Annotated in this window: 21 protein-coding genes; 7 read left to right on the top strand and 14 right to left on the bottom strand. The window is 68.1% G+C overall.

Annotation, left to right across the window (positions count from 1 at the left end; all coding sequences use genetic code 11):
• Positions 1-1398: 1398 nt before the first annotated feature.
• Positions 1399-4872 (top strand): carboxypeptidase regulatory-like domain-containing protein, encoded by a 3474-nt coding sequence (locus Ssi02_RS33010; protein ID WP_204031504.1) that lies wholly within the window; start codon positions 1399-1401, stop codon positions 4870-4872.
• A 320-nt stretch (positions 4873-5192) separates the two neighbouring features.
• Here the strand turns inward: Ssi02_RS33010 and Ssi02_RS33005 are convergent, their stop codons facing one another.
• Together Ssi02_RS33005 and Ssi02_RS33000 are read right to left on the bottom strand one after the other, a co-directional pair.
• On the bottom strand, positions 5193-5639 hold the full coding sequence (locus Ssi02_RS33005; protein ID WP_204031503.1) for a hypothetical protein: 447 nt from the start codon (positions 5637-5639) through the stop codon (positions 5193-5195).
• Between the two features lie 102 nt (positions 5640-5741).
• Positions 5742-6149 carry a hypothetical protein gene (locus Ssi02_RS33000; protein ID WP_204031502.1) on the bottom strand — a complete coding sequence of 136 codons (408 nt, stop codon included), beginning with the start codon at positions 6147-6149 and terminating at the stop codon, positions 5742-5744.
• 134 nt (positions 6150-6283) lie between these two features.
• Between Ssi02_RS33000 and Ssi02_RS32995 the strand changes: the two genes are divergently transcribed.
• Positions 6284-6835 carry an SMI1/KNR4 family protein gene (locus tag Ssi02_RS32995; RefSeq protein ID WP_204031501.1) on the top strand — a complete coding sequence of 184 codons (552 nt, stop codon included), beginning with the start codon at positions 6284-6286 and terminating at the stop codon, positions 6833-6835.
• A gap of 272 nt (positions 6836-7107) precedes the next feature.
• On the opposite strand, the gene Ssi02_RS32990 is transcribed toward Ssi02_RS32995, so the two are convergent.
• The 7 genes from Ssi02_RS32990 to Ssi02_RS32955 form a co-directional block, all read right to left on the bottom strand.
• Entirely contained in the window at positions 7108-7677 is a 570-nt protein-coding gene (locus tag Ssi02_RS32990) for a hypothetical protein (protein WP_204031500.1), read from the bottom strand.
• A gap of 520 nt (positions 7678-8197) precedes the next feature.
• Positions 8198-8716: a pyridoxamine 5'-phosphate oxidase family protein gene (locus Ssi02_RS32985; protein WP_204031499.1), complete on the bottom strand. Its 519-nt coding sequence runs from the start codon at positions 8714-8716 to the stop codon at positions 8198-8200.
• A gap of 9 nt (positions 8717-8725) precedes the next feature.
• Entirely contained in the window at positions 8726-9229 is a 504-nt protein-coding gene (locus Ssi02_RS32980; RefSeq protein ID WP_204031498.1) for an MFS transporter, read from the bottom strand.
• Positions 9230-9258: 29 nt separating this feature from the next.
• Positions 9259-9717 (bottom strand): SRPBCC family protein, encoded by a 459-nt coding sequence (locus tag Ssi02_RS32975; protein ID WP_204031497.1) that lies wholly within the window; start codon positions 9715-9717, stop codon positions 9259-9261.
• Positions 9717-10067 carry an ArsR/SmtB family transcription factor gene (locus Ssi02_RS32970; RefSeq protein ID WP_204031496.1) on the bottom strand — a complete coding sequence of 117 codons (351 nt, stop codon included), beginning with the start codon at positions 10065-10067 and terminating at the stop codon, positions 9717-9719. Before Ssi02_RS32970 ends, Ssi02_RS32975 begins: the two co-directional genes overlap by 1 nt.
• A 352-nt stretch (positions 10068-10419) precedes the next feature.
• Complete coding sequence (locus Ssi02_RS39065) at positions 10420-10548, bottom strand: LuxR C-terminal-related transcriptional regulator (RefSeq protein ID WP_307825847.1); 129 nt, start codon at positions 10546-10548, stop codon at positions 10420-10422.
• A gap of 575 nt (positions 10549-11123) precedes the next feature.
• Entirely contained in the window at positions 11124-12614 is a 1491-nt protein-coding gene (locus tag Ssi02_RS32955; protein WP_204031494.1) for a carboxylesterase/lipase family protein, read from the bottom strand.
• A gap of 97 nt (positions 12615-12711) precedes the next feature.
• Between Ssi02_RS32955 and Ssi02_RS32950 the strand changes: the two genes are divergently transcribed.
• Positions 12712-13311 (top strand): TetR/AcrR family transcriptional regulator, encoded by a 600-nt coding sequence (locus Ssi02_RS32950; protein WP_204031493.1) that lies wholly within the window; start codon positions 12712-12714, stop codon positions 13309-13311.
• A 1613-nt stretch (positions 13312-14924) separates the two neighbouring features.
• Here the strand turns inward: Ssi02_RS32950 and Ssi02_RS32945 are convergent.
• Complete coding sequence (locus Ssi02_RS32945; RefSeq protein ID WP_204031492.1) at positions 14925-15914, bottom strand: DUF6461 domain-containing protein; 990 nt, start codon at positions 15912-15914, stop codon at positions 14925-14927.
• A gap of 520 nt (positions 15915-16434) precedes the next feature.
• Between Ssi02_RS32945 and Ssi02_RS32940 the strand changes: the two genes are divergently transcribed.
• On the top strand, positions 16435-17025 hold the full coding sequence (locus tag Ssi02_RS32940; RefSeq protein ID WP_204031491.1) for a DUF1963 domain-containing protein: 591 nt from the start codon (positions 16435-16437) through the stop codon (positions 17023-17025).
• Positions 17026-17128: 103 nt separating this feature from the next.
• Here the strand turns inward: Ssi02_RS32940 and Ssi02_RS32935 are convergent, their stop codons facing one another.
• Positions 17129-17761, bottom strand: coding sequence for a TetR/AcrR family transcriptional regulator (locus tag Ssi02_RS32935; protein ID WP_204031490.1), 633 nt, complete (start codon positions 17759-17761; stop codon positions 17129-17131).
• Positions 17762-17844: 83 nt separating this feature from the next.
• On the opposite strand from Ssi02_RS32935, the gene Ssi02_RS32930 reads away from it, so the two are divergent.
• The gene (locus tag Ssi02_RS32930; RefSeq protein WP_204031489.1) at positions 17845-18750 is read left to right on the top strand and encodes an MBL fold metallo-hydrolase; all 906 of its coding nucleotides are present in this window, start codon (positions 17845-17847) and stop codon (positions 18748-18750) included.
• 311 nt (positions 18751-19061) lie between these two features.
• Here the strand turns inward: Ssi02_RS32930 and Ssi02_RS32925 are convergent, their stop codons facing one another.
• Positions 19062-19934, bottom strand: coding sequence for a LysR family transcriptional regulator (locus tag Ssi02_RS32925; RefSeq protein ID WP_204031488.1), 873 nt, complete (start codon positions 19932-19934; stop codon positions 19062-19064).
• Between the two features lie 106 nt (positions 19935-20040).
• Here Ssi02_RS32925 and Ssi02_RS32920 point away from each other — a divergent pair, with 106 nt between their 5' ends.
• Complete coding sequence (locus Ssi02_RS32920) at positions 20041-20535, top strand: cupin domain-containing protein (RefSeq protein WP_204031487.1); 495 nt, start codon at positions 20041-20043, stop codon at positions 20533-20535.
• Entirely contained in the window at positions 20532-21872 is a 1341-nt protein-coding gene (locus Ssi02_RS32915) for an MFS transporter (protein WP_239130213.1), read from the top strand. Before Ssi02_RS32920 ends, Ssi02_RS32915 begins: the two co-directional genes overlap by 4 nt.
• Positions 21873-21941: 69 nt before the next feature.
• On the opposite strand, the gene Ssi02_RS32910 is transcribed toward Ssi02_RS32915, so the two are convergent.
• Complete coding sequence (locus Ssi02_RS32910; protein WP_204031486.1) at positions 21942-22928, bottom strand: MBL fold metallo-hydrolase; 987 nt, start codon at positions 22926-22928, stop codon at positions 21942-21944.
• Positions 22925-23323 (bottom strand): RidA family protein, encoded by a 399-nt coding sequence (locus Ssi02_RS32905; RefSeq protein WP_204031485.1) that lies wholly within the window; start codon positions 23321-23323, stop codon positions 22925-22927. Before Ssi02_RS32905 ends, Ssi02_RS32910 begins: the two co-directional genes overlap by 4 nt.
• Positions 23324-23522 lie beyond the last annotated feature (199 nt).

The raw sequence follows: 23522 nt of genomic DNA, 5'->3' as shown, positions 1-23522 counted from the left end.
CGCCTCTTTCAATGGCACATAGCTGACTTCAGCCACGGCTGCGACTTTAGCCCCGCAAGCCACAGGGGGCACGATTGGTGGACGACCACCGATCGGTGTAGATCAAATGAGCAGGTAGGGGCTGAGTATCGCGGTCTCGCCCTTACAGAAAATCGGCCCTTACAGAAAGTCGGCCAAGCATTTCCGAAGGTATTTCGGTGTTCAGGCCGCACGGGCATGAGGGTGAAGATCAGGATTGAGTGGGACCTGTCTGCGACGCCCTGAAGATTCTCTGCCGCAGGCGTCGTACGTCCTCCTGCCCCGGCGCCAGTCGACCGACACTCAGCCCACGTCTTCGTCCTCGGGTCCGTTCACCGTCGCGGCGGCGGTCGAGACGGCCGGGACCGCTCCCTCCGTGTCCGCCATGGCGTCCAGCTTGTCCCTCGGTCCCGTCGTCCTTTGACACCTTCCATCGCCAGGGCTCGGGATCACGAGGCATCATCGGGAGTTCAATTTCTTGCTGGGGAATCCCGGATGGCACCGGAGTTCTTGGGCTCTCCCCCGACATCGAACGTCAGGGACGGGAACGGGCCATACGAACACAAACCCGTGACCGCATATTCGGCCTCACCATCATCTGCCGCACTCGGGATTCCAGCGCTTACACAAGCGGCCTTGGAAACGCGCCCGCAGCGCCGCTCCCCGGGCGATACTGTCCGGCTCAGGGCGTGGCCGACGGGCGTCGGCGAGACCCGGGCCGCGCGCGGACGGCACTACCTACCCGTCGGATGCCCATCCCGCCGGATCCCCCGACCGACGGTGGACGGAGCAAGTCCCATCGCCCGGATCAACGCCTTCTCCCGCAACCGGCCGGCGATGCACATGTCCTCGTCCGCGGCGAGGTAGCGGAACCGGCCGCCGGAAGGTGGCGTCTCCTCACGAACGCCCTAAGCCTCCCCCCGTGTCCGCGGTCTTTCGCATGTCTTTCTCATTGATTCGATCGCAAGGCCGGATCGATTTAGTAATCCAATTCGCAACGCCCGCCGAGAAGATCTCCCGGTCAGCATTCCCAAACACCGGCCGACGTTATCCGATCGTACTCTAGAACGCTCCCGTAGCCTTAAATCTTTGGACCGACGTTTTTTCCAACGGTCCATCGGTTGCAAAGTCGGCAAGATCACTACACGATTCTCCGCATGGCCCGTGGAGATCATTACCCGACTTCGTCGTACCGGACCCATCCCGGTCGAACTGAAGGAGATAGCCGTCGCCGCCCGAAGGGCCGCGCGGCATTCCTGGTGATCGACGCCATTCGGAGCACGAGACGTCCCGAAGGGCCACGTTTGTAAACGATCCCGTCGATGTGACGGGACCCATCCGGCCTCCCGGGCGGACTTCCCCCGGTTCGAAGGAGACCGCATGTCCTATACCTCCCTGCGATGGCGGACGGCCCTGGTGGGCACTGCCGCCGCCCTCGCCCTGCTACTGCCTCAGGGGGTGGCCCACGCCGCGCCCGAGGAAAACAAGATCGATAAAACCCTTGCCGCGGCGCTGGATAAAAGCCCTGCTTCCTTCCTCGTGCATTTGAAGGGCTCCGCCAATCTGAGCGCGGCCGGCAAGGCCTCTGCCAAGAGCGATAAGAGCGAGCAGGTCCTTAAAGCCAAAACTGCATATGCCGCCGGCGCACAGGCCGATCTGCGCAACCTCCTCACCGAGAGGAAGGCGGAATTCACCCCCTTTTGGGTGGTCAATGCGGTCAAGGTGACCGGTGACTCCGCGCTCGCCGCCGAGATCGCGAAGCTGCCCGACGTCCAGCGCATCGAGGCCGACCGCACGATCTCGCGTCCGCAGCCGAAGCCGGCCAAAGAAATGCCCAAGGTCAACGCCATCGAGTGGAACATCGACCGGATCGGGGCTCCCAGGGTCTGGAGCGAGTACGGCACGCGAGGAGAAGGCGTCGTCGTCGGCTCCATCGGCGACGGTGTGCAGTTCGACCACCCGGCCCTCGCCGACAAATACCGAGGGCGTAAAGCCGACGGCACCGTCGACCACAACTACAACTGGCTCGACGCCGAAGGGATCTGCTCCAGCACGGTGCCGTGCGACCTGACGGGCGGCGGCACTCACGCCATGGGCACCGCGGTGGGCGGCACCGCCACCGAAACCATCGGAGTCGCTCCCGGCGCCAAGTGGATCGCGGCGAACGTCTGCTGCACCATCTCCGCGATGCTGCAGGCCTCCCAGTGGATGCTCGCCCCCACCGACCTCACGGGACGCAACCCCCGCCCGGACCTCGCACCGGACGTCGTCACCACCCAGTGGACGGACGAGACCCTCGACAGCTGGTTCGCCCCGGTTCTCGACGCCTGGGTCGCGGCCGGCATCTTCCCGGTGTTCTCAGCCGGCACCGACGGCCCGGCGTGCGGCACGACGCGCACCCCCGGGGCAGCGCTCAAGGGCTACAGCGTGGGCGCCTTCGACAGCCTGAACGCGATCGCGCCCTTCTCCAGCCGGGGCGCGGGGCAGGACGGCGAGATCAAGCCGAACATCACCGCCCCGGGAGTAAACGTCCGCTCGGCGGTCCCCGGGGGCTACCGGCCCTTCAGCGCCAACTCCACCTCCCACGTGGCGGGCGCGGTGGCGCTGCTCTGGTCCTTGGCTCCCGGTCTGAAGGGTGACATCCAGGGCACACGCACGGTGCTCGACCACGGTGCGGCCGACGTCTCCGACCTCGCCTGCGGTGGCAGCCCCGCCAAGAACAACACCTGGGGTGAGGGGCGCCTCGACGTCTACGCGTCGGCCCGTGTGGCCCCGGTCAGCCAGACCGGCGGACTGTCAGGCACGATCACCTCGGGCGGCCAGCCGCTCGACCTGGCGACTGTCACCCTGACCGGCCCGCTCAGCCGCAAGATCGTCACCGGCAAGGACGGCAAGTACGCACTGCCGCGCCTGCTGACCGGCGGCTACCAGGTCACCGTGCGCAAGCTCGGGTACGGCCAAGCCACCGCGAACATCGTCGTGCAGGCAGACCGGCCGACCGTGCACAACGCCTCCCTGAACCGGGTGGCGACATATGCGGTGTCAGGGACCCTCACCGCCGAGGGCGCGCCGCAGGCGGGCGTCAGGGTCGCCGTGGCCGACTCCCCGACGGAGGCCACCACCGACGCCTCGGGGCGCTACCAGCTCACGCTGCCCACCGGGACCCACCAACTGCAGGCCGTGCCGCCGAGCGGGCGCTGCTCGGGGCCGGCCACCGTGTCGGTGACGGTGCGCGGCACGACGAACAGGAACATCGCGCTGCCCCGCCGTACGGACAACTTCGGATATGCCTGCAGCAGCGGCACCGCCGCGTTCGCCCAGGGAACCGATCTGCTCGCCGGAGGCACCGGTGAGGTGGCGCTGCCCTTCACCTTCCCGTTCTACGACGGCAGCTACTCGAGGGTCTGGATCACCAACAGCGGCTACGCCTCGTTCGTCAACCGGCCCGGTCCGCTCCAGCCGTACCTGCCGTCCATCGGGACGCCGAACGCGACGGTCTACCCCTTCGCGAACAACACCACCATGGACGCCTCGTCCGGGATCTACACCGACACAGCCGGAACCGCCCCCAACCGCACCTTCGTCATCGAGTGGCGCAACGTGATGGCGGAGGGGAACGCCGCGAAGCGGGTCTCCTTCTCGGCGGTCATCGGGGAGTCCGGTACGGTGAAGTTCCACTACCAGGGTGGCGACGGTCTGCGCAGCGGCGCGGCGACCACTGTGGGCATCGAGAACGAGCAGGGCAACGACGCGTTCCTGTTCTCGCACGGCAAGCCGGACCTCGCGGACGGGCAGGTCCTGACGTTCGCCCCGACCAGGCACGGCCTGCTGACCGGCACCGTCACCGACGCCGGCACGGGTCAGCCGCTGGCGGACGCCATCGTGAACGCCGGCGGCGCCGAGTTCACCACGGACGCCGACGGCACCTACCTCGGGCATGTCCCGGTCGGCAGCCACCTGGTGATCTTCTCGAAGGAGAACTACAACACCGTCCAGCAAACGGCCACCGTCAGCGTGGGGGTCGTGACGCGTGTCAACGCCGCGCTGTCCGGCGGCAGCTTGAGCGTCTCAACGAACGAGGTTGAGATGGTCATGCCTGGGAACGACATACGGACCCAGCGCATCAAAATCACCAACAACGGCAACTCCACCACGGCCTACTCCCTCGCGGTGGAACCGCCGCAGGGCTGGCTCAGCATCCGTCCCACAAACGGCCAGCTCGCCCCTGGGGCATCGGCCAACGTGACGCTCACCGTGAACAGCTCGGGCCTGGCACCCGGTGAGTTCCGCAGGGGCAAGCTGGTGGTGCGGGCGGGCAGCAGCCTCGCCACGGCCGCCGAGGTCGCCGTCACCCTCGCGGTGCCGAGGCACCAGGTCGCCCTCGACGCGGGCGGCACCCTCCAACTGATCGACCCCCAAGGGGACACGTGGAACCCCGACCGCGCCTACACGGTCGGCGGCCACGGCTACGTGGGTGCCCAGAGCAGGGTCACGAGCACCACCAGGCCGATCTTCGGAACCGTCGACCAGGAGCTGTTCAGGACCGCCCGCGAGGCCATGACGGAATACCGCTTCGACAACGTGCCGTCAGGCGTCTACACCGTCGAACTGGGCTTCGCCGAACTGGGCAACGCCCTCCCCGGAGGCCGAGTCTTCGATGTCCTGGCCGAGGGACAGATCGCCGTGCCTCTCCTGGACCTGACCCAGCAGGTCGGCCAGTTCACCGCCGCCACCTACAAGTACACGGTAAGGGTCACAGACGGCCAGCTCAACCTGCGTTTCGCTCCCTTCGTGGGCGCAGCCACCGTCAACTCCGTCCGCATCACCGAACGGCCTGACAAGACCGCGCCGTAGGTGAATTACCCCGGCAGGTCCGCCCTCTTGGGCGGACCTGCCTTATTGCGCCTCTCTCTAGGCGAGAGGGCAGGGGCTCGGCACGGCCCCGAACCGGAAGGTTGGCGTAGCGGTCAGCTGAGCGAGGACCAGACAGAACACATCTCGTTTCTCGACTCTGCTTCATGAGTCGAGATTTCGCGTTCGGACACGTCGGAGAGCGATCACCGTTGGAGATGGCGGGCCAGGTCAGAGGTCCTACTCTGATGTCGCACGACCTCGACCGGACTCACTGATCCATGAGCGATGGCCATGCCGCCCCGGAGGGTTCTGCCGGTTATTCAGCGGCGGATTCGCAGGCGGATCAGATGCCCATGAGCGGCGTAGGCCCCGTCTCCGTCAAGCATGCCGGTGACGCACTCGATCGTGTCCTCGTCGACCTGGCGGGCTGCGAAGGACGCTTCCGCGACCGACGCGAGAAGCACGAGCGCATCACGGATCGGAAGGCCCGCCCCGGCCGGCTCGGCGGCGGCTGCGACCTCGACCTCGTAGACGCCGTCGTCCAGGAGCCGGCCACCGAGCAGCCGCCAGGGCGAGCCAGGCGCCCCGCAGGCCCTACGCAGGTGGGGCAGCAGATGCGCCTCGGGATCCTCGGCGACCCAGCCCTCCCGGTGCAGGTGCTCGACCAGCCGCTCTACAGCCGGTGCCAGCGCCTGACCGGTGGCGATGCCCGTGAAGCGTTCGTCAATGTCCCAACGTCGGCGTTCCACAGACACCAGGCTAGACACCCGCGCACTATGCCGGCTCGCCAGCTGGTAACGATCACGTGACCTGTACGGCAGCGCACACCGCTTACCAGCCGACCTGGGCCATGAGCCTGCTGGTCCCACTCAATATCGCGGGTCATCGGCTTCTACGCCATCCACGACTGCGGCCAGGGCTTCGTTCTCGCTCATGACCCTGAGAACATCCTGGGAGCGCTGCCGTACCTCATTCCAGACGTCCTCATGGCAAAGTGCGGCAACCGTCCAATAGGACGCGTTCTCCTCGCCGCTTATCGCGGACAGCAGCCCGTTTATTTCGTTGAGCGGTGCGACGAGTTCACCGGTTATGAGTCCGGCCTCCGATAGGACCCAGAGAGTGTGCACGGCCGAGTCAAAGTCTAGGGCCAGCTCGTCCACAGGGACTCCTATGCCTTCAAGTATGGACACCTGCTCCTCGCAAGGAGCGGAAAGTCTCTTGAGAGCCACCACAAGGTATGCGGCGACGTTGGAAGGGTCGGGACTGTAAGTGGTCATAGGTTGTGCTCACCCTGTGAAACGAGTCGTAATCCACGGTGGTTAAGGGGTCGTCGTTCTGGGCCCCGAGATGTAGGGCAGCCGTGTGACGCAAAGGTGGGCCAGGCGTAGGTGTCATTGAATATGGTCGCCGGATGGAGAGCTGGGACGAGGGCGAGGTACGCGCTCGGATACGGGAGATGGCGGCGCGGGCCCCGGAGCGGGCGCGCTTTGGGGCGGATACGCACCGGTACGAGCTAGCGCCTCCGCTGCCGGAGGCGGAGATCAGAGCGTTCGAGGAAGAACACGGTGTCGAGCTGCCGGCGGAGTACCGGTCGTTCGTCGCGGAGGTGGGCAACGGCCCCGCCGGCCCTGGCCACGGATTGATGCCGTTGACCGTCCCCCGGCCAGAGGCCGACGAGGAGTGGGCCGTGGACGATGAGTGGAAAGAGGACCGGCTACCAGGCCGACTCGCCGCACCGTTCCCCCTTACCGAACCCCTGCCCGGCCGGATCGACATACCGACTGATGAACTGACCCCGGGCACGCTCATGCTGGCCGACGAGGGCTGCGGCATCTACATGCGGCTGATCCTGACCGGCCCACGAGCAGGCGAGCTCTGGCGAATAGACCCGGACTGGGGCGGCTTCGTCCCGGTGAGCCCCGGCTTTCACGCCTGGTACACAGGGTGGCTGCAACGCTTGTAAACACACCTCACACCATCCGGACCAACCCACCCATCGCAGGAGCTACCACTTCGGTGACGGCATCCGGAACCGAGATCGTAGCGTCGCCTTACGCCGCGGTTCCGGTGATCCGAACCCCATGGGCGGTTGGACGCCGCACCACCAGATCCCCCGGATCGCTGCCGTCGGCCATCTCTCAGCCGCCTGATCGAGTTAGTCGGAAAACCATTGCGAGGCCGGGCCGGATTACGTTCCCGACGGAATCGGCAACCACTTCAGGATCTGAACGGGGGTTAGTCGTAATCGACCATCCACTTGTGCCAGGGACCGCCGTAGTGCACGCTGCCGGTCACTTCCGTTGGCCGGAAGCCCCCGGTGGGGAGATAGTCGAAGCCATACGCAACGAAGATGCCGCCCGTTCCCTCGAGGGAGAAGCGAGCGCCACCGGGTATGCGCTCCGGATCGTTGACCGTGAAGACGCCGACCTGCTGTGGCCCTTTAGGCGCGGTGCCCGCCATGATGGACTGGGCATATTTCTCCATGGCCGACTTTGAAATGTTGAAGCCGACCCAGTTCGGGAGCCCTGTGAAGAGGACCGCCACTGTGAGTACGCCGATGACCGGCGCGGCTATGACGCCCGGCGTAATCCGCATTCCCTCCATGACCAGACCCGTCAGCCATGAGACGAAGACGAGAAAGCTGCCGACGGTGAAGACCCAATCGAACATCCAGCTGCCCGGCATCACCGCTTTATAAAGCAGAAACAGGCAGAGCAACCCCGTCATCGCCGCCTGGACGATCCAGAAGGTTCGAAAGGCGCCAGGGCCCCGGACGGTTCTCTCCCCTGACGCGTCGGCCTCCATGTCGGCAGCCCTTCATAGTTCAAGATCTTCTCAAGAGTAGGAGACTACATCGCCCGTTACCTCTTTTGGTCGTGCCTGATGAGAATTCAGTCACCCTGCCCCGCATGACGACTCGTCCCTGTCGCTCCAATAATCCGGGGGACGTCACCGTGACGGGCGGGGACACTCGCTCCACACAGGGTGCAGACACTTAGCGATCGGCTTGCCAACTGCTCAGCGGGGAGGTCGCGGTCGTGATGGACTCGGGCTGTTCCGCCCATGTGATGAGGCCGAACACCAGCCCGGTCACCACCCCCGACCAGCGCGCCCGCAAGCAGCCCGGTCAGGTCCCCCACTCCCGAACATGTCCCCAGCCGCCAGGTAGAACTTGAGTCTTGGTCAGCATCTGAACGGCCCATGGGAGCGCCAGTCGTCAGCAACACCAACCTGCTGGTGCGGTCAGTCAGCAGTCGGGCGGTGGGGATGGCTCAGTTGAGTTCGAGGGTGAGATGTGGACCCACCTTCGGGGGGTATGGCCCCGTCAGCGCTGGAAGCGGTAGCGGATCTGGCTGTACATCTCGCCCTTGCCGAAAGCGAAACCGACCTCCGGATCGATGCGGAACAGCAGAACCCTACCGGAGCGGATGGTGTCACCGAGGCCATACCAGGTGCCTTCCGGGCTCATCAGGAGGTCACCGTACTTGCTCTCGTAGGCGTCGGCGGTGGTGCTGCGTTCAGCCGGGTCGCACACCAACTCGGCACGTCCCTCGATGGTGATGTCGATACCGTCCAGGACGTTCGTGCCGGTCGTCATGACGCAGTGGTCGTTGGTGTGGAGGTTACGCGCCTTGCGCTCTTGGTCGCCGGTAGCGAAGTACAGGGCGCCGCCGGTCCAGACGGCCAGCAACGGTGTCACGTGGGGTCGGCCGTCGGGGCGGACGGTGGACAGCCAGAACAGTCGCGCCTGCTCCAGCTCACGCAGTGCGACCGGCCAGGGGATCACGTCGGCGCCGGAGTCGCTGAAGGGACCGATCTCGGCGACCGGGTCACAGTCGGACATGGAAGCTCCTCAATGGGTCAGGTGGGAATGCGGTCGGTCACGATCGGTCAACGGGAGGCGCCGCGGTCTCCTTGGCGACCGGTGCCGATCGCTCGGTGCCGATCGCTTGCCGAGCATGGCCAGAGCGATAACCACGCCCAGTGCCGCGACGAGGCCGACCACGCCGAACGCGGCCTGATGACCGGGAACCAGCGTCTGCGGCGCGGCGATCCCAGGCGTGGGTGCACGCGCGGCGACAACGCTGGCGGCGATGGCTACGCCGAGGGCGGTGCCAACCGCGAAGCAGATATCGGCGAGTCCGGCGGCCAGACCGGAGTGCCGTTCGGCGACACCGGTGAATGCCGCGATCTGCGCACAGACGGTGGCGGTGCCCATGCCCGCCCCGAAGACCAACAGGGCAAAAGTCAGCAGTTCCGGCGAGCTGTGCTCGGACACCACCCGGGTGAGCAGCAGGCAGGCTCCACCGAGCAGGGCAGTGCCGACGGTCGCGACCGGACGCACCAACACCAGCACCCGCCACCTCAAGGCGGCCGCCCGCAGGCTCACTCATGCCCTCCCGCACCCAGCTCGACGCCCAGCGCGTCAAGCCAGTCGCCGGTGCCCTGCTCCCGCCAGGAGGGCTCCTCCCGGCCATCGAGGAAGGCGCCCTGCTCGGTGAGGACCAGCCGCGTGCCTCCATCGGCCGGGCAGAACGCCACGGTCGTCAGCGACGCCGTCGCTAGGTCGTCTCCCACGTGCAACATAGAGGTGTAGACGATGCGCTCGTCTCGGACGATGTCGCAGTACAACGACTCAAACGTCATCGACAGGCCGCTGTCCGGGTGGCTGCGGTTGAACTCCCGGCCCCCGACCCGGAAGTCCAGTTCATGGACCGCATCGGGCGTGGAGAACCAGCGGGCCTTCGCCTTCGGGTCGGCCCATGCCGCGAACACCCGGGCCGCTGTGGCCGGGTAGCGGCGTTCCAGGGTGAACGTGGCGTGCGTGACAGAACGGTCGATCATCACAAGCTCCCTTCCTCGGGTGTGCCGGGATCATCGAGCAGGTAGTCGCCGAGCCGGTCCAGGCGCCGTTCCCAGGACGTGCGCTGCCCGGCAAGCCAGTCCTCGGCCGTCCGCAGCACGTCCGGCTCGATGCGGCAGGTGCGGACGCGGCCGATCTTCTCGGATCTGACCAGCCCGCAGGCTTCCAGCACCTGGATGTGCTGCATGACCGCCGGTAACGACATCTCCAGTGGCCTGGCCAGTTCGCTGACCGACACCGGCCCGCGGATCAGGCGCTCCACCATCGCCCGGCGCGTTCCATCCGCCAGTGCCTGGAACACCCGATCCAGCGATCCGCCATAGTTAGGCATATCCTTAACTATGGGTCGGCGCACCCCTATAGTCAAGTACTTCCTTAACCAATGACCCGATCATGGGGCAGTGAGTCGCTGAGCCGCTGGTCAGCAGGCTTGGTTATCCGCTGATGTGACGCTCCGCGTGGATTTGGTTGCGGTGTGGTGAACAAGACCGTTCGGCACGGTTGATCGCCGCTACGGTTTCGGCGTCTGGACGCCGGGATCGAGGCGAGGGACGCCTCGTGGCCTCGATCGACAAGATTGCCTACCATCACCGCACGCAACGTGCGTGGCGTCCAGGCCGCCGCGGCGACCGCCGTCGAGGTGGCCGAGGGGCGTCGGCCTCCCGCAGACGCCGGCTCAAGGTTCACGCATGGCCGTGTTCCCAGGCCCAGGCGGCGATGCCCACGCGGTTGCGCACCCCGAGCTTGCGCTGGACGTTGGCCACGTGGGTCTTGGCGGTGCCGGCCGAGATGACCTGCACCAGCTGCACCACAGCGCCGCCACCCACCTCTGCGAAGCCGAAGTCCCGCTGCAGCTCATCATGGGCAAGACCCGCCACAAGAACCCCCGCACCGCCATGCGCTACGTCAAACCCGGTACCGAAGCCATCGCCAAGGTCACCGGGGTCCTGGCACCCCGCCGCCGTACCCACTGATCAGGAACTTCTCCGAGTGGGAGGGGACGCTGCCCCTTTCTCTCGTGCTTGGTCTGGCCCCGATCACGAACAGGCTGCTGACCGAGGCCCGGGCCGGGGAGCGCCGGCCGGGTTCGCGCGGACGTTCACCAGCAGCTGGGCACGGCCGGACATCGCCTACCTGCCGGTCACCGATCTGGAGCCGCTGCCGTACGCGCTGGTATGGCGGAGGGAGGCGGAGAGCGAGCCCATCCGGGCCCTGGCCGGGATCATCCGTGACCTGGGCCCTCTCCCGGCTCTTGATGTCGTCCGTCACCCTCGGGTGGGATCTGATGCCAAGCGGGCCGGGTGTTGCCTGGCTGTACGCCAATTCGCGCTGTCCCCGACGGGCAGGTGAGTGGCGGCGTCGCAGCCGTAGGAGCCGACCCGGACAATTACAAGAGATCGAAGGGGGCGGGGGAGCAACCTTCCCAGATCTGGCGGGATGCCTGTTCGGGGTAGGGCAGAGTCTTCGACTCGGTGTCCAGGACGCGGGTGAGGTGCCCGCCGGGCCGGTGGGCGGACCAGCCCGCGTCGCCGGTGGTGACGAAGCGGACCCATGTCTCCTGGAGTTCGCGGGAGAGCGCGACGGCCTCGGGAGTGGGCTCCTCGCCGATGAGCTGGATGCCGACGGGGCTGTCCAGCGTGCCGAACGCCAGAGGCACGTCGAGGCTGTGGCAGGCGCCCAGGATGCCGCCGAGGGCCGGGGCAACCCAGCACAGTTCGAACAGGTACGAGGTGCCGCCGGCCGCGGCGTTCGCCTCGGCCAGCTTCTGTGACGGCATGCGGAAGAGGGCGTCGGAGTACACCGTCTCCACCAGCTCCTCCGGGCCTGCCTGCGGGAACGCGGCACGGTAGGCCCGCGCGCCGTCCGGCTGCGGGGCGAGCAGTTCCAGGGCTGCGTGGGCGTCCTCCTCAGTGAAGGTGCCGTACCGTCCGCTCATGACACTGAAGTACCGGAATTCGTCCCGGGTGTGGCCGACGAGCAGTTCGGTCCCGCTCGCGCGCGCGCCGGTCAGCGCGGGCCAGGGCGTTTCCGGGAGGACCTCGCCGTCGACGACGGGGCACAGCGCGGTGCCGGTCTCCGTGAGGCGTCCCCAGCTCTCCCGGTGCGCGTGGAGGCTGGCGTTGAAGGAGGTGAGCTCGGCGGCCAGGTGCCATGGGTCGATGTCGCGCAGGGCCTTGGCGGTGGGGGCCGCCGCGCCGAGCCGGTCCGCGAACGCGGCGGTGACCTGCCGTGCCAGCGCGGGGGTGCTGTGCAGCCCCGGCACCGAGTGGGCGATGGCCCGCCGGAACAGTCCGCGCGCGGACTTCATCGTCAGGAGGGCGGCGACCGACCCCGCCCCGGCGGACACCCCGGCCACGGTGACCTGGCCGGGGTCGCCTCCGAAGGCGGCGATGTTGCGCTGCACCCACTCCAGCGCCGCGATCTGGTCGAGGAATCCGCGGTTGGGCGGCACGTCGTCGAGGAACGCGAATCCTTCCGCGCCCACGCGGCAGTTGATGGTCACCACGACGACTCCCGCCTCGGCCAGCGCTGCCGGGTCGAACATCGGGTCGCTCGACGCCGCCGAGAGGTAGCCGCCCACAGGGATCCACACCAGCACCGGCAGTCCCGCCGCGCCGGGATCCGGAGTGCCGACGTTGAGCGTCAGCCAGTCGGTGCCCTGCGGGGGCACGTCGATCGGCAGGGACAGCGGCACCACGGGGCCGAACTCGACCGCCTGCCTCGTCCCCTCCCAGCGGTGCGGCGGCGCGGGCGCGGCGAAGCGGAGCGCTCCGACCGGGGGCTGGGCGTAGGGGATGCCGCGGAACACCGCGTGCCCCTGCCGCCGGCACCCCTGCACCACGCCTTCCGTGGTCCGTACCTTTGGCTGTTCGGACATGACGATTCCTTCCCTCGACTGGACCCCAGGATTATGGGTCAGGTGTATTATGTCAACTGTATGGGAACAGTCCCGGGGTACGAGGGAGGGGCCGGCGATGCCGAAACAGGTGGATCACCGCGAACGCCGCGAAGCGATCGCCCGCGCACTGTGGCGGGTGGTGGAGCAGCGCGGCGTCACACAGCTGACGATGCGCGTGGTGGCGCAGGAGGCGGGCATGTCACTCGGGCAGCTGCAGCACTACTTCGCCTCCCGGACCGCCATGCTCTCCTTCGCCATGGACTTCGCGTCCGAGCAGACCTCGGTGCGCGTACACCAGGGGCTCGAAAAGCTCGGTGACCGTCCGCACCCCCGTGACGTGCTGCGACTGACGCTCGCGGAAATGCTCCCCCTGCATGCCGACGCCCGCGCGACCAGCCGGATGAGCGCCGCCTACGTCCTGGAGGCGCTGCACGACGAGGCCGTGCACGAGCAGGCGCGCCGCGGCCTCGTCCAAGGGCGGGCCCTCGTCGAGCAGTTGGTCCGCCAGGCGATCGCCGACGGGCACATCGACTCCGGCCGCGACCCGGCGACCGAGACCAACCTGCTCCTAGCCCTCACCGGCTTCACCTCCCTGATCGAACTCGACGTGATCGAGCCCCAGGACGTGCTCGCCGCGATCGACGTGTATCTGGACCGGCTGTTCAGGAGTACGTGACCTGCCCCCGGACACGGGGCAGGTGGGGACAAGATCAGCTCTAATCCGGCCGCTCCCCGGCCTGGTGCCATCTGACCGGCCACCTCTACCTCGGCACCGCGCCCGGCAACGACCGTCCCGTCTACGCCCTGAGCGTCCGCGCCGACGCCCGCCGTACCGAGCCCCATGCACCGTGGCGGTCAACCACCGACTGCCCCTCCCCCAGCTCCATGTTCGCGCGGCCTCCTGATCAGCTCCCTGAACCGACGCTCAGCCGCTCTCGTGGGCGCCGTCGTGGAAGGGACGCAAACCCCCGGCCACATCGTCGCGTGACGACAAGATTGTCAATAGCGTTCGACTGCAAGGTTGATCCGAACGTTGCAAGGTGCCCCTGTCGTGTGCCTTCTCCCGGACGATGTGCATTCAGTGCCGAGCCTGCCCGGGCGGGGGCGCGTCAACGGCCGGCCGGTCACGCGGGCTAAACGGGCTCGACTCGCTTGCAGTCGAGCAGACCGGAAAGGCCGCCACAAAGGCGCTGCAGAATCAGGCCCGGAGGCGACTCGCTGACGAAGCACCGAAGCCGGGCGCCCATATTGGGCACCCGGCTTTCATATGAGTTCGTCGGCGACCTGCGGGGGCGCCTACAGTGTCGCCGGTTGCGGTGCGTCTGCGGGCACGGCGTCGGGGCCAAGCGGGCTTGTGCCGTATTTCGTTCTGGGGGTGTCTGTGGCGAGCCGGACCGGGTGGCCAGCCGTCGTTTTCCCGGGTCGGCCCTGGTCGTGCTTACGGCGGGGCGGGGGCCAGCAGCGTCTCCAGGATTCCGTCCGCGTCGGAGGGCTGCAGGTTCTGTGGCTGCCGCCATCGCGATCCTGACCTCGGCCTGCGCGGCGGATGCCGCGCGGTACGGGGTTGGCCTTGCTGAACAGGACGTAGACGGAACCGGTCGTTGACCTGGGGCGATGGTGCATTACAGCGCAAGGTCATGTGGTCCATGGATAGGCTGCGGTCGTTCCTTCTTCTGGTGGAATATGCGGCCGCCTCTTCGGGCTGATTACCCGAATACGCGGGGTGGCTGCCGAGCCCTCGTCGGTGTATATCGACGAGGGCTTTGCCGTCGTGGAAGCTTTCAGCCACAGCATGTCGGTCATGGCTTTGGCCGATTTGACCAGGCGATGCCGCTGGTGCGCGGGGCTGCACTCGTGGCCCTTCGACTATCGAGTCAAGGAAGTCATGGCTGTTTCCGAAGTCGCTGAGCCTTACGAGCACCTGCTAGTCGGCGACGGGGAATGTTGACCGACATCCCATTGGCTTCAGCAGGTCGTACTCGTAGGCGCTGAAAACCCGGCTCAGTTCGGGGCGTCAAGGAAGCACCTACGGGATCGGGGCCGACAACGGCTGCGAATACGTCGCTACCAGCCCACTCGCTTTATCCCCGCCTGTCGGCCTCCCGCAGGAGCGCGCTCGGCCGACGGTCGGCATGGTGGGGGTACTGCAGGCCCGTTGCGGAGATCCCGGACGGCTACCCTTCATCCCGGAGGAGCAACCGCGGGTCCTCTGCGAGAACATCAGGACTTTCCTGCTGGAGACCGCCCCCGGCGGCAAGGAACGGGAGCGGCCCCGCCGGACTTGCCTCCCTATCCGGACACCTCGTCCAGCAGATTCGCAAGCGTCCCCACTCGGCGTCCCGCTCGGTCGTCCAGTCGTAGCATGCCGATCCGCCAGATGGTGTCCCGGGCAGCGGCGACGGGGTCCTCCCCGAGTGCGGCTTCCAGGACACCGACCGCCGCATATCGCATGCGCCAGCCGTCTATCACCGATGGAGATGCGTCGACGGTCGGGGCCGCGGCCAGGAGTTCCCGGTTGAGAAGGCCTGTCTCGGCCCGCAGTGCCTCAAGCGTCGCGGGGTCCGGGCGCCGGGCGAGAGCAGTGAGGACGCGTCCTGCCAAGGGCACGTCCAAGCCGCTCAACTCGCAGGCGGTCTCCGCTACCAAGGCGGCGATCTCCCGCGCCCTGCCGGGGTGCGGACCGGCGAGGATGGCAGCGACACGTGAGTCGCCGTGGCCGTTCACGGGCTCGCCGGAGGGGGCGGGGAGGAGGTCCAGGACGGCGCTCAGGTGCTCGATGGCCGTCCAGGCCGAGTCCAGACGCCGGCCGGAGAGTGTCTCTCCAAGCACCAGCCCGGCAACCCTGGGATCGTCCTCCTCCGCCAGGTCCCTCCACGCGGAGAGCGCGTCGGGGAGGTCTTCGGCGTCTTCAGCGTCTTCAGGGTCGAAAAGGTCCAGCAGCGCCAGCACCTCGCCGCGCTCGGCATAGACCAGGTGACCGTCACTGTTGGCATTCCAGAACACACTCAACGCCCGCGTCTCACGGGACAACACGGCCATAGTCTCCGAGCGGGCGCCTTGAAAGCCGTTCGGCTCGACGACGACGGTCCAGCCGTCTCTGGTGTCGGCCAGCGCGGCACCAGCATGGCGGGGAAGAGCGTCGTATGCGACCTGAGCCGTATGTGTGAATGTGCGTCTGGCCATGGTGTCCTCGCGTCGTCTCAACGCGACAAGCGCATCGGGGGCCGGCAGGGTTTCGATCCATGTGACGCACAGGGGGACGGTCAGCACTTCGTCCACCAGTGCTCGATAATGGGCCAATATCCCGGAGTCCAAGCTCGGTTCCTTTCCGGCCAAGGCCGAACCTTACTCTTTTGGGTGCCCGCCGACTGCTAAGAGGCTTGCGAGTCGGGGACGATTTGCTCGTCGGACAGCGTATCGGTATGCGGAGGGGGCGGATAGCAGCCGTTTACATCGAGTTCCTGGCCATCCGAGACCCGCACCGTAAACTTCTGTTTCTCCAATACCCGGTTGCGTTCGAAACACCAGCCCAGCCGTTATCCTGAAGTGGAATTACCGGTCGTCAGGATCGGGTGAGCCCGACGAAGCCGCTCGAGATTTGATCGATTATAGTCGTGAATTGCGGAATAGACTCTCGCACCCGTCCGCATTCATTCACTTAACCTACGCGGCGGCGTTTCCGTTAGTCGAGACCTCCCATCGTGTGGTTTCCCGCCTCGGGTTCGATGTCGGGGTCGCGTGGGTGCGTGGACGGCAAGGGCGGGTGAGCGGTATAGGCTGCCGGGCCATGAGCGGATCTATGGCGTTTGTGAAGGATGTCGAGGTGGCGGCCCGGGTGAGCCGCATTGGCGGCCTGCCGCTGGTGCCGGAGGGATTCTCTTGGCCACGCTGCGCCAGGTGCGGCGGACCGCTGCGGTTCCTTCTGCAACTCATGGCGGACGACCTCGGCCCTCACGCCGAGTCCCTGCGGCCGGGAGCCCTTCTGTCGTTCTTCATGTGCGACAACGATCCCGGTCAGTGCGAAGCTTGGGATCCCGAAGCCGGCGGGAATCGCGCCTACCTGTTCGCCGCGGGCTCCACGGTGGCCGCGCCCTCTCCCGGACAGCCGTTCGTTCTCCCGCAGTGCTTCGAGATCGGCATCTGCGAGGTCGAGCCGGAGTCGGCCCAGGAGATCGCCGAGTTCAAGGTGGTCGGCTGGCTGGGCGGCGAAGCGGAGTGGTGGGAGACCGACATGACGCCCCCGTGTTACACCTGCGGCGTCCCCATGGGCTTCGTCGCGCAGATGCGAGAAGGCTACAGCCGTAACTGGCTGATGAACTTCGGCGGCGGAGAGGCATTCGTCTTCGCCTGCCCTCCCTGTGATGCGGCATCCGTCGTACTGCAGGGCTGACAACTCCGGGACGTGATCCGGCTCGCCGGGAGGTCACGTGCTACGAGGCGCTGTCAATCCAGCCCGCCACGCCCCGGCCCGCGGTTCTGGCGGGCGGCCCCCCTTAACGCTCCAGTCGCTCGGTGTGCGGCGATCTGGCGGCTGCCCAGGTGCCGGGTGGTTCATGGATGAGGCCGTTGAGCACCGCTAGGGTCAGGCGTTCCGTGTGCAGATCCACCTCGGCGTCGTTGTCGAAGCGCATGTGCCCGTCGGTCACGAGTCTGGCCAGCCCGTGTACGGCCGGCCACACCACGAATTCCGCCCCGGGGCGTGCCCGTGCGGGCAGGTGGCCGCCGGCCACCAGGCGGTCCAACTCGGCGACGAGCACGTCGTGCGGGTGGCGGGAGACGACCGTGGTCCGTTTGCCGCCTGCCGGGAGGGCGGCGAGGGCCGGTTCCTCGAGGGCCCATCTGAGGTAGCCGCGGCCGTAGGCGACGAGCCTGGCCGGGCCGTCGGGGACGCGGGCGACGGCGGCGGCCAGGCGCTCCGCGAGCCGGACGAGGAGGCGGTCGTATAGCGCCGCCATGAGCGCGTCGCGCGAGTCGAAGTGGTGGTAGGCGGCGCTTGGGCTCACCCCGACCCGCGCCGACGCCTCGCGTAGCGACCAACCGTCGGCGCCCTTGGCGCGAATTAGCTCCTCGGCAGCGTCGAGCAGGGCGGTCCTGAGGTCACCGTGGTGGTATCGGCCGGCTGGCATGGCCCCATCTTAACAGTGTTCAGATTTCTGTGTTACGTTCGGCCTCACCGAAACTGAACACTGATCAGATTGGAGGAACCGCCATGGAGCTCCCACTGCCGGACCTCTCGGCTGCCCCGCCCCCGCTGGTCCAAGGGGAGCCGGTCGAGGTGTCCGAAGGCGTGTACGTGATCCCCGACGGCCGCGTCCCCCTCGTGCCCAACGTCGGCATCGTCGCCGGTGAGCGCGCCGGGCTGGTGATCGAGACCGGGATCGGCCCCAGGAACGGCGCGTACGTGCTGGAGCAGGCCCGCCGCCTGCTGGGTGACCTTCCGCTCTACCTGACGATCACCCATTTCCACCCCGAGCATGGGTTCGGCGCACAGGCGTTCAAGGGCGAGGCGAGCATCGTCTACAACCGCTCCCAGCGTGAGGAGTTGCGGCGCAAGGGGCCCGCGTACCTGAAGATGTTCGCCGGGCTCGGCCCGCACATCGCCGCCGAGCTCAAGGACGTCGAGTTCGTGGACCCGGACCTGGTCTACGACGGCGCCGCCGAGATCGACCTCGGCGGTCGCCTTGTGGAGCTGCGGACCTGGGGCGCCGCGCACACCGGTTCCGACCAGACGGTGCTGGTGGACGGGCGGGTGCTGTTCGGCGGCGACCTCATCGAGACGCGGATGTTCCCCATCGCGCCGTACTTCCCGCCGTACGACGCCGACGTGGACGGCGGCCACTGGATCACCCTGCTCGACCGGTTCATCGAGCTGGACCCGGTCGTCGTCGTTCCCGGGCACGGTGAGATCGCCGACGCCGGGCTGCCGGCCGAGATCCGCGACTACCTGCGGCACGTACGCGCCAGGACCGCCGAGCTGAAGGCCTCCGGGGCGTCGGAGGAGCAGGCGGTGGCCACCGTCGATCCGGAGGCACGCTCAAGGTGGGGCACCTGGGACAACCCTGAGTGGATCGGCTTCGCCGTACGCGCCTTCTACGCCGATGCGCACGATCAGTGATGTCACCGTGCTGATCCCCGGAATCCGGCGCCGGACACGACAGACTCTGCTCAGCTGAAGTAGCCGGCCCCCGACGTCAGGCGTCAGGATCGGGCCCGCCACGCACCCCGGTGTCGATCGCATCAATCGCCGCGACCTTCTCTGCCGCGAGGGCGAAGTCAGCGACGCCGAGGTTCCCCGCGATGCGGTGCGGGCGGACGGACTTCGGAGTTCCCCGTCACGTGTTCCCGGGCCGCCGGCAAGCTCACGTGCCTACATGCGGACGAAGCCAATCGACACGGCGGCCGGGCGCCAAGGGCACCTCGGCGAGGTCAGGTGACGCGCGTCAGGGTGTCCAGCAGGTGACGGACGGCCGGGGTCGGCGGGCCAGGGGGGACGGCCAGCGAGGTGGTCAGGGTGAGCCCCGCCAGCGGGCGGATGGCGACCCTGGGGATCTCCGGCAAGCCGGTGACCTCGTAGAACACCGTCCACGACGGGTCGCCGGCGCCGAGGTCGGACAGGGTCTCCTGGAAGGTCGTGAACGGTGGCCCGGCGGGCGGGGCGATCCCGGCCTTCCGGCAGGCGTCGGTGATCAGATCGTGGAAGGGCGGGTTGTCCTCGCGTGGGGCGAGCCGGAGGGGGAGGTCCGCCAGGTCTTCGAGCCTGAGTTCCGCCGCGCGCGTCAGCCGGTGATCGGCGGGCAGCGCCGCGTACAGCGGGTCCGTCCAGATCGGGAGCAGTTCCAGGCCGGGCGTGTCGGCGAGTGCGCGGACGAGCGCCGCGTCGAGTTCCCCGGAGCGCACGGCTGACAGGCGGGCGGGCAGGGGGAGCCGGCGCGGGCGGACCTGGAGGCGAGGCGCGACGGCGGCCAGTTCGCTGAGCGTGCGGTAGATCCGGTCGCCGGGTCCCTGCACGATGCCCAGCCGCAGGACCCCGTCGGTGCCCGCGCGGATGTCGGCGGCGACCTGCCGGGCGCGGTGCGCGGCGGCCAGGACAGCGCGCGCCTCGGGCAGCAGGCGCTCGCCCGCGCCGGACAGGCGCACGTGCCGGGTCGAACGGTCGAACAGCGGCACGCCCAGCTCGCGTTCGAGCCTGCCGATCTGCTGGCTCACCGCCGACTGCACGATGCTGAGCCGTTCGGCCGCGCGGCCGAACCCGCCTTCTTCGGCGACCGCCACGAAGTACGTCAACTGCCGCAGTTCCACCGCCGCCCCGATTCATCTCGATTCGTGATGACTGCAGGTCATAACCGATTCTGGTTCGCGGCTTGTTCCCGGGCTCCAATGGATCCCGATCAGGAAGGAGCTGAAGATGACGTACACGGGATCGCGGGCCCTCGTCGTGCCCGCGGAGGCGGCGGAGGTCGTCGCACTCCCCGCTGGGGGCGCGTTCACGCTGCTCGCCGACGCGAGTGGCACCGCGGGCGCGCTCGGCGCCAACCGGCTCACGCTGAGGGCGGGCCGCGACGGCGCCAAGCCGCATTACCACGCGTTCTCCACCGAGTTGTTCTACGTCCTGGACGGAGTGATGGAGTTCCTCGTCGGTGAGGAGGTGGCGACCGTTTCCGAAGGCGGGCTCGTCGTCGTGCCGCCGCGCGTGCCGCACGCCTTCGGCGCGACGCCGGGGGCGGACGCCGAACTGCTGTCCGTTTTGACGCCAGGTGTCGAGCGTTTCGGCTATTTCCGGCAGTTGGCGCGGGTCCAGCACGGCCTGGCGCCCTTCGACAGCCTGCTGCCGGAGCAGGAACGCTATGACGTGCACTTCGTGGACGTCGCCGCCTGGCAGTCGCTGCGGAGCTCCCGGTGAGCGCCGCGCCCGTCGCCGGGATCGAACCCTCTCCCGGCCGGATCGGCCCGCTGTCGACCGCGGTGCGGCTTGGCTGCCTGTTCGGCCCGGCCGTCTTCGGCGTCACGGCTGCCGCCGTGGCGTTGCCCCAGGTCGCCCGGGCGCTGAACGCGGGCCCCGCCCAGGTCGCCTGGGTCCTCACCGCGCACGCGCTGGCGCTCGGCGTCGGCACCGCCGTCTTCGGACGGCTGGCCGACTCCCGGGGGACCCGCACCACCTTGCTGATCGCGTCGCTGACGCTCGTCGCCGGCGCGCTGCTGTGCCTCGTGGCGCCCACCCTAGGCGCCCTGGTCGCCGGGCGGCTGCTGCTGGCGGCGGGGTCCGGCGGCACGGCGGCGGTCGCCGCGGCGCTGCTCGCGGGCGTGGACGCCGGTGAACGCCTGCGGGTGCTCGCCCGCTACGGCGTGGTCATGGCTCTCTTCGCCTCCGCCGCCACGCTGCTCGGCGGGATGGTGACGGCATGGCTGAGCTGGCGCGTCACCGTCGTGCTGCCGGCGCTGTCGATCCTGGCGGTCCCCTTCTGCCTCCGGCCGGCGGTCGTACGCGCCGGGTCACACCGTCCCGTCGACGTCACCGGTGCCGCCGCGCTGACCGTGACCGTGAGTACGGTGATCGTGCTCATCCAGGCCAGGACGCTTAAGCTCGACGGCCCTGTCGTCCTGGCGCTCGCGGTGATGCTCGTGCTCGCCGCCGCCGCCCTGGCCGGGTGGGTGGCGCGGCGGCCGGACGGCTTCGTGCCGCGCCAGGTCGTCGGCGACCCGGCCATTCGGATCGCGGCGGCCACCGGCGTGGGCGTGTTCGGCGCCCTGTTCGCCGCTATGTACGTGATCCCGCAGATCCTGGCTGCGCCGTACGGCTGGAGCGTGCTCACGATCGGTGTGGCACTGCTTCCGGGCGCCGCGATCGGCGCTGTGCTGTCGCGCCGCGCCGGGCGGCTTCCGGGGCGCGGTGGCCGGCTGCTGCTGGCCGGCACCGCGCTGGCGGCGGCGGTCGCCATGATCGTCACCGCGACGGGCTGGGGCGGCCCCTGGCCCGCCGTGCTCGCGGCCTCGCTGAGTCTCGCCGCGTTCGCCCTCACCCAGGTCGTGATCACCGGCGAGGTGTCGGCGCGGCTGCCCCTCCCGCTGCGCGGCGCGGGGATGGGGCTGCTCAACCTGACGTTCTTCGTCGGCGGCGGGGTGGGCTCCGCCATCGCCGGGGCGCTGTCGGAGTCGATGCCCCTGCACCGCACGCTGCTGGTCGTCGCCCTCTTCCCGCTCGCCGCAGCCCTGATCGCCGTGACCCGGAGAAGGGAGTGAGCCCGGCCGGCTGAGCGGTGTCACTCCGGCTCTTGCCGTGCCAGTTGGTCGAGCACCGGCCCGGCGGCTTCAGCTCTGCAACTGGTTCCACACGGAGCGGTCACGCTCGGCGGTCCAGATCACCGGCCGCTCGATGCCTGCCAGTTCGTCCCACAGCCGGGCGACGTTGAACGGCAGGCAGTGTTCGAAGATCGGCCAGTGGCCATAGCCGTCGACCAGGGCGGCGTGGCAGGCCTCAAACGCTTCCTTGAGCGTGCCCTCGCGCGATCGCACCGCCTGTACCTCGCGAATCATCACCTCCAGGAAATGCCGGGTCTGGGCGATCGCGGCGGTGACGCCGTCGCGATCGCGTGCGACCGCGCCGCGCCCGCCGACCATGATCTCCGCCTCGTAGCCGGCGATTCGGTCCAGAGTCGACGTAGCCCACTCCTGGTGGAACGCGTCGCCGGTGTAGAGCGCGGCCGCCGACTCCACGAGGTCACCGGCGAAGAGGATCCTCTGCTGTGGCAGCCACGCCACGATGTCGCCCTCGGTGTGGCCGCGTCCGGCGTATTCCAGCACGAGGTCGCCTCGGGTTTTCCCCAACGGGATCGTGACCCGGTCCGTGAAGGTCAGTGTCGGCCAGGTGAGGCCGGGGATCGACTCGGGGGTGTCGAAAAGCCGTGGCATCCGGCCGAACTCCGACTCCCAGTCCTGCGTGCCACGCTCGGCTATCAGCGCGGAGGTGTTCTCATGCGCGACGATCACGTCGGCCCCGAAGGCGGACGCGCCCAGCACGCGGACCGCGTGATAGTGGCTGAGGACGAGATATCGAATCGGCTTGTCGGTGTGTTCCCTGAGCCGCGCCAGCCACTTGCCCGCGGCGACCGGGGTCGCCAGCGCCTCGAAGCAGACGAGGAAGTCATCGCCTTCGATCGCGCCGACGTTGGGGTCCCCCTCCGCGGTCAGCGCGTATACGCCCTCCGCGAGCACCTCAAGCGTCTGCTGTTTCTCCGCGAGGTCGGCGGACGAGGCGAACGGTCTGCGTGCTCTCGCGACCGGTGTGGAGCCCGTCATGAGATCACCGCTGTGAGCTCGAGCTCAACGAGCTGCTCGGGGAATCCGAGCGTGCTCACCCCGACGAGCGTGCTCGCCGACGTGAGAGCCGCACCGATCTCTGATTCGAAGAACCGGTGCCAGGCCCGGGCAGGGTCGATGTAATCGGAGGAGACGACGTAAACTACCGACCGCACAACGTCGTCCGGCCTCACACCGGCAAGGGCGAGAGCTTTCATCGCGTTCAGAACCGTCCGGTCCACCTGGGCGTCCAGATCGCCGACGCCCACCACGCGCTCACCGGAGTCGTCCATAGGCATCTGCCCGGCCAGGAAAACCATCCGCCCCGGCGCGGCGATGGTGACGTGGCTGTATCCCGACGTCGGATGCAAATCTCCGTTCAACTTCTTGAGCATTCTTTAGTCTCCTTCACTGTGTAGCACTCACCCGAACGGCCGATTATTCGCAGCGTTCATTCGGGTCATCGACTGATATTCAAGGAATTGTCGCAGCCGGATCTCCCCTTAGCCGGCCAGGGAAACCCCGCTGTTTCCGGCTCCCCGTAACCTCTACCCGACCGGCCTCGCCGAGCACAATCGCATTTCCCGCCGACCA

The sequence above is a fragment of the Sinosporangium siamense genome, assembly GCF_016863435.1.
GTDB lineage: Bacteria > Actinomycetota > Actinomycetes > Streptosporangiales > Streptosporangiaceae > Sinosporangium > Sinosporangium siamense.
Note: the sequence above shows the minus strand (reverse complement) of the source record. Positions and strands in the feature narration are given on the sequence as shown.

Bases quoted from the DNA above. Each gene is read 5' to 3' on its own strand.
- Ssi02_RS32940 (WP_204031491.1), top strand. From the start codon at position 16,435: ATGGCGTTTGTGAAGGATGTCGAGGTGGCGGCCCGGGTGAGCCGCATT.
- Ssi02_RS32920 (WP_204031487.1), top strand. From the start codon at position 20,041: ATGACGTACACGGGATCGCGGGCCCTCGTCGTGCCCGCGGAGGCGGCG.
- Ssi02_RS32950 (WP_204031493.1), top strand. From the start codon at position 12,712: ATGCCGAAACAGGTGGATCACCGCGAACGCCGCGAAGCGATCGCCCGC.
- Ssi02_RS32955 (WP_204031494.1), bottom strand. From the start codon at position 12,614: ATGTCCGAACAGCCAAAGGTACGGACCACGGAAGGCGTGGTGCAGGGG.
- Ssi02_RS32905 (WP_204031485.1), bottom strand. From the start codon at position 23,323: ATGCTCAAGAAGTTGAACGGAGATTTGCATCCGACGTCGGGATACAGC.
- Ssi02_RS33010 (WP_204031504.1), top strand. From the start codon at position 1,399: ATGTCCTATACCTCCCTGCGATGGCGGACGGCCCTGGTGGGCACTGCC.
- Ssi02_RS32995 (WP_204031501.1), top strand. From the start codon at position 6,284: ATGGAGAGCTGGGACGAGGGCGAGGTACGCGCTCGGATACGGGAGATG.
- Ssi02_RS32935 (WP_204031490.1), bottom strand. From the start codon at position 17,761: ATGCCAGCCGGCCGATACCACCACGGTGACCTCAGGACCGCCCTGCTC.
- Ssi02_RS33000 (WP_204031502.1), bottom strand. From the start codon at position 6,149: ATGACCACTTACAGTCCCGACCCTTCCAACGTCGCCGCATACCTTGTG.
- Ssi02_RS32985 (WP_204031499.1), bottom strand. From the start codon at position 8,716: ATGTCCGACTGTGACCCGGTCGCCGAGATCGGTCCCTTCAGCGACTCC.
- Ssi02_RS32990 (WP_204031500.1), bottom strand. From the start codon at position 7,677: ATGGAGGCCGACGCGTCAGGGGAGAGAACCGTCCGGGGCCCTGGCGCC.
- Ssi02_RS32910 (WP_204031486.1), bottom strand. From the start codon at position 22,928: ATGACGGGCTCCACACCGGTCGCGAGAGCACGCAGACCGTTCGCCTCG.
- Ssi02_RS32930 (WP_204031489.1), top strand. From the start codon at position 17,845: ATGGAGCTCCCACTGCCGGACCTCTCGGCTGCCCCGCCCCCGCTGGTC.
- Ssi02_RS32970 (WP_204031496.1), bottom strand. From the start codon at position 10,067: ATGCCTAACTATGGCGGATCGCTGGATCGGGTGTTCCAGGCACTGGCG.
- Ssi02_RS32975 (WP_204031497.1), bottom strand. From the start codon at position 9,717: ATGATCGACCGTTCTGTCACGCACGCCACGTTCACCCTGGAACGCCGC.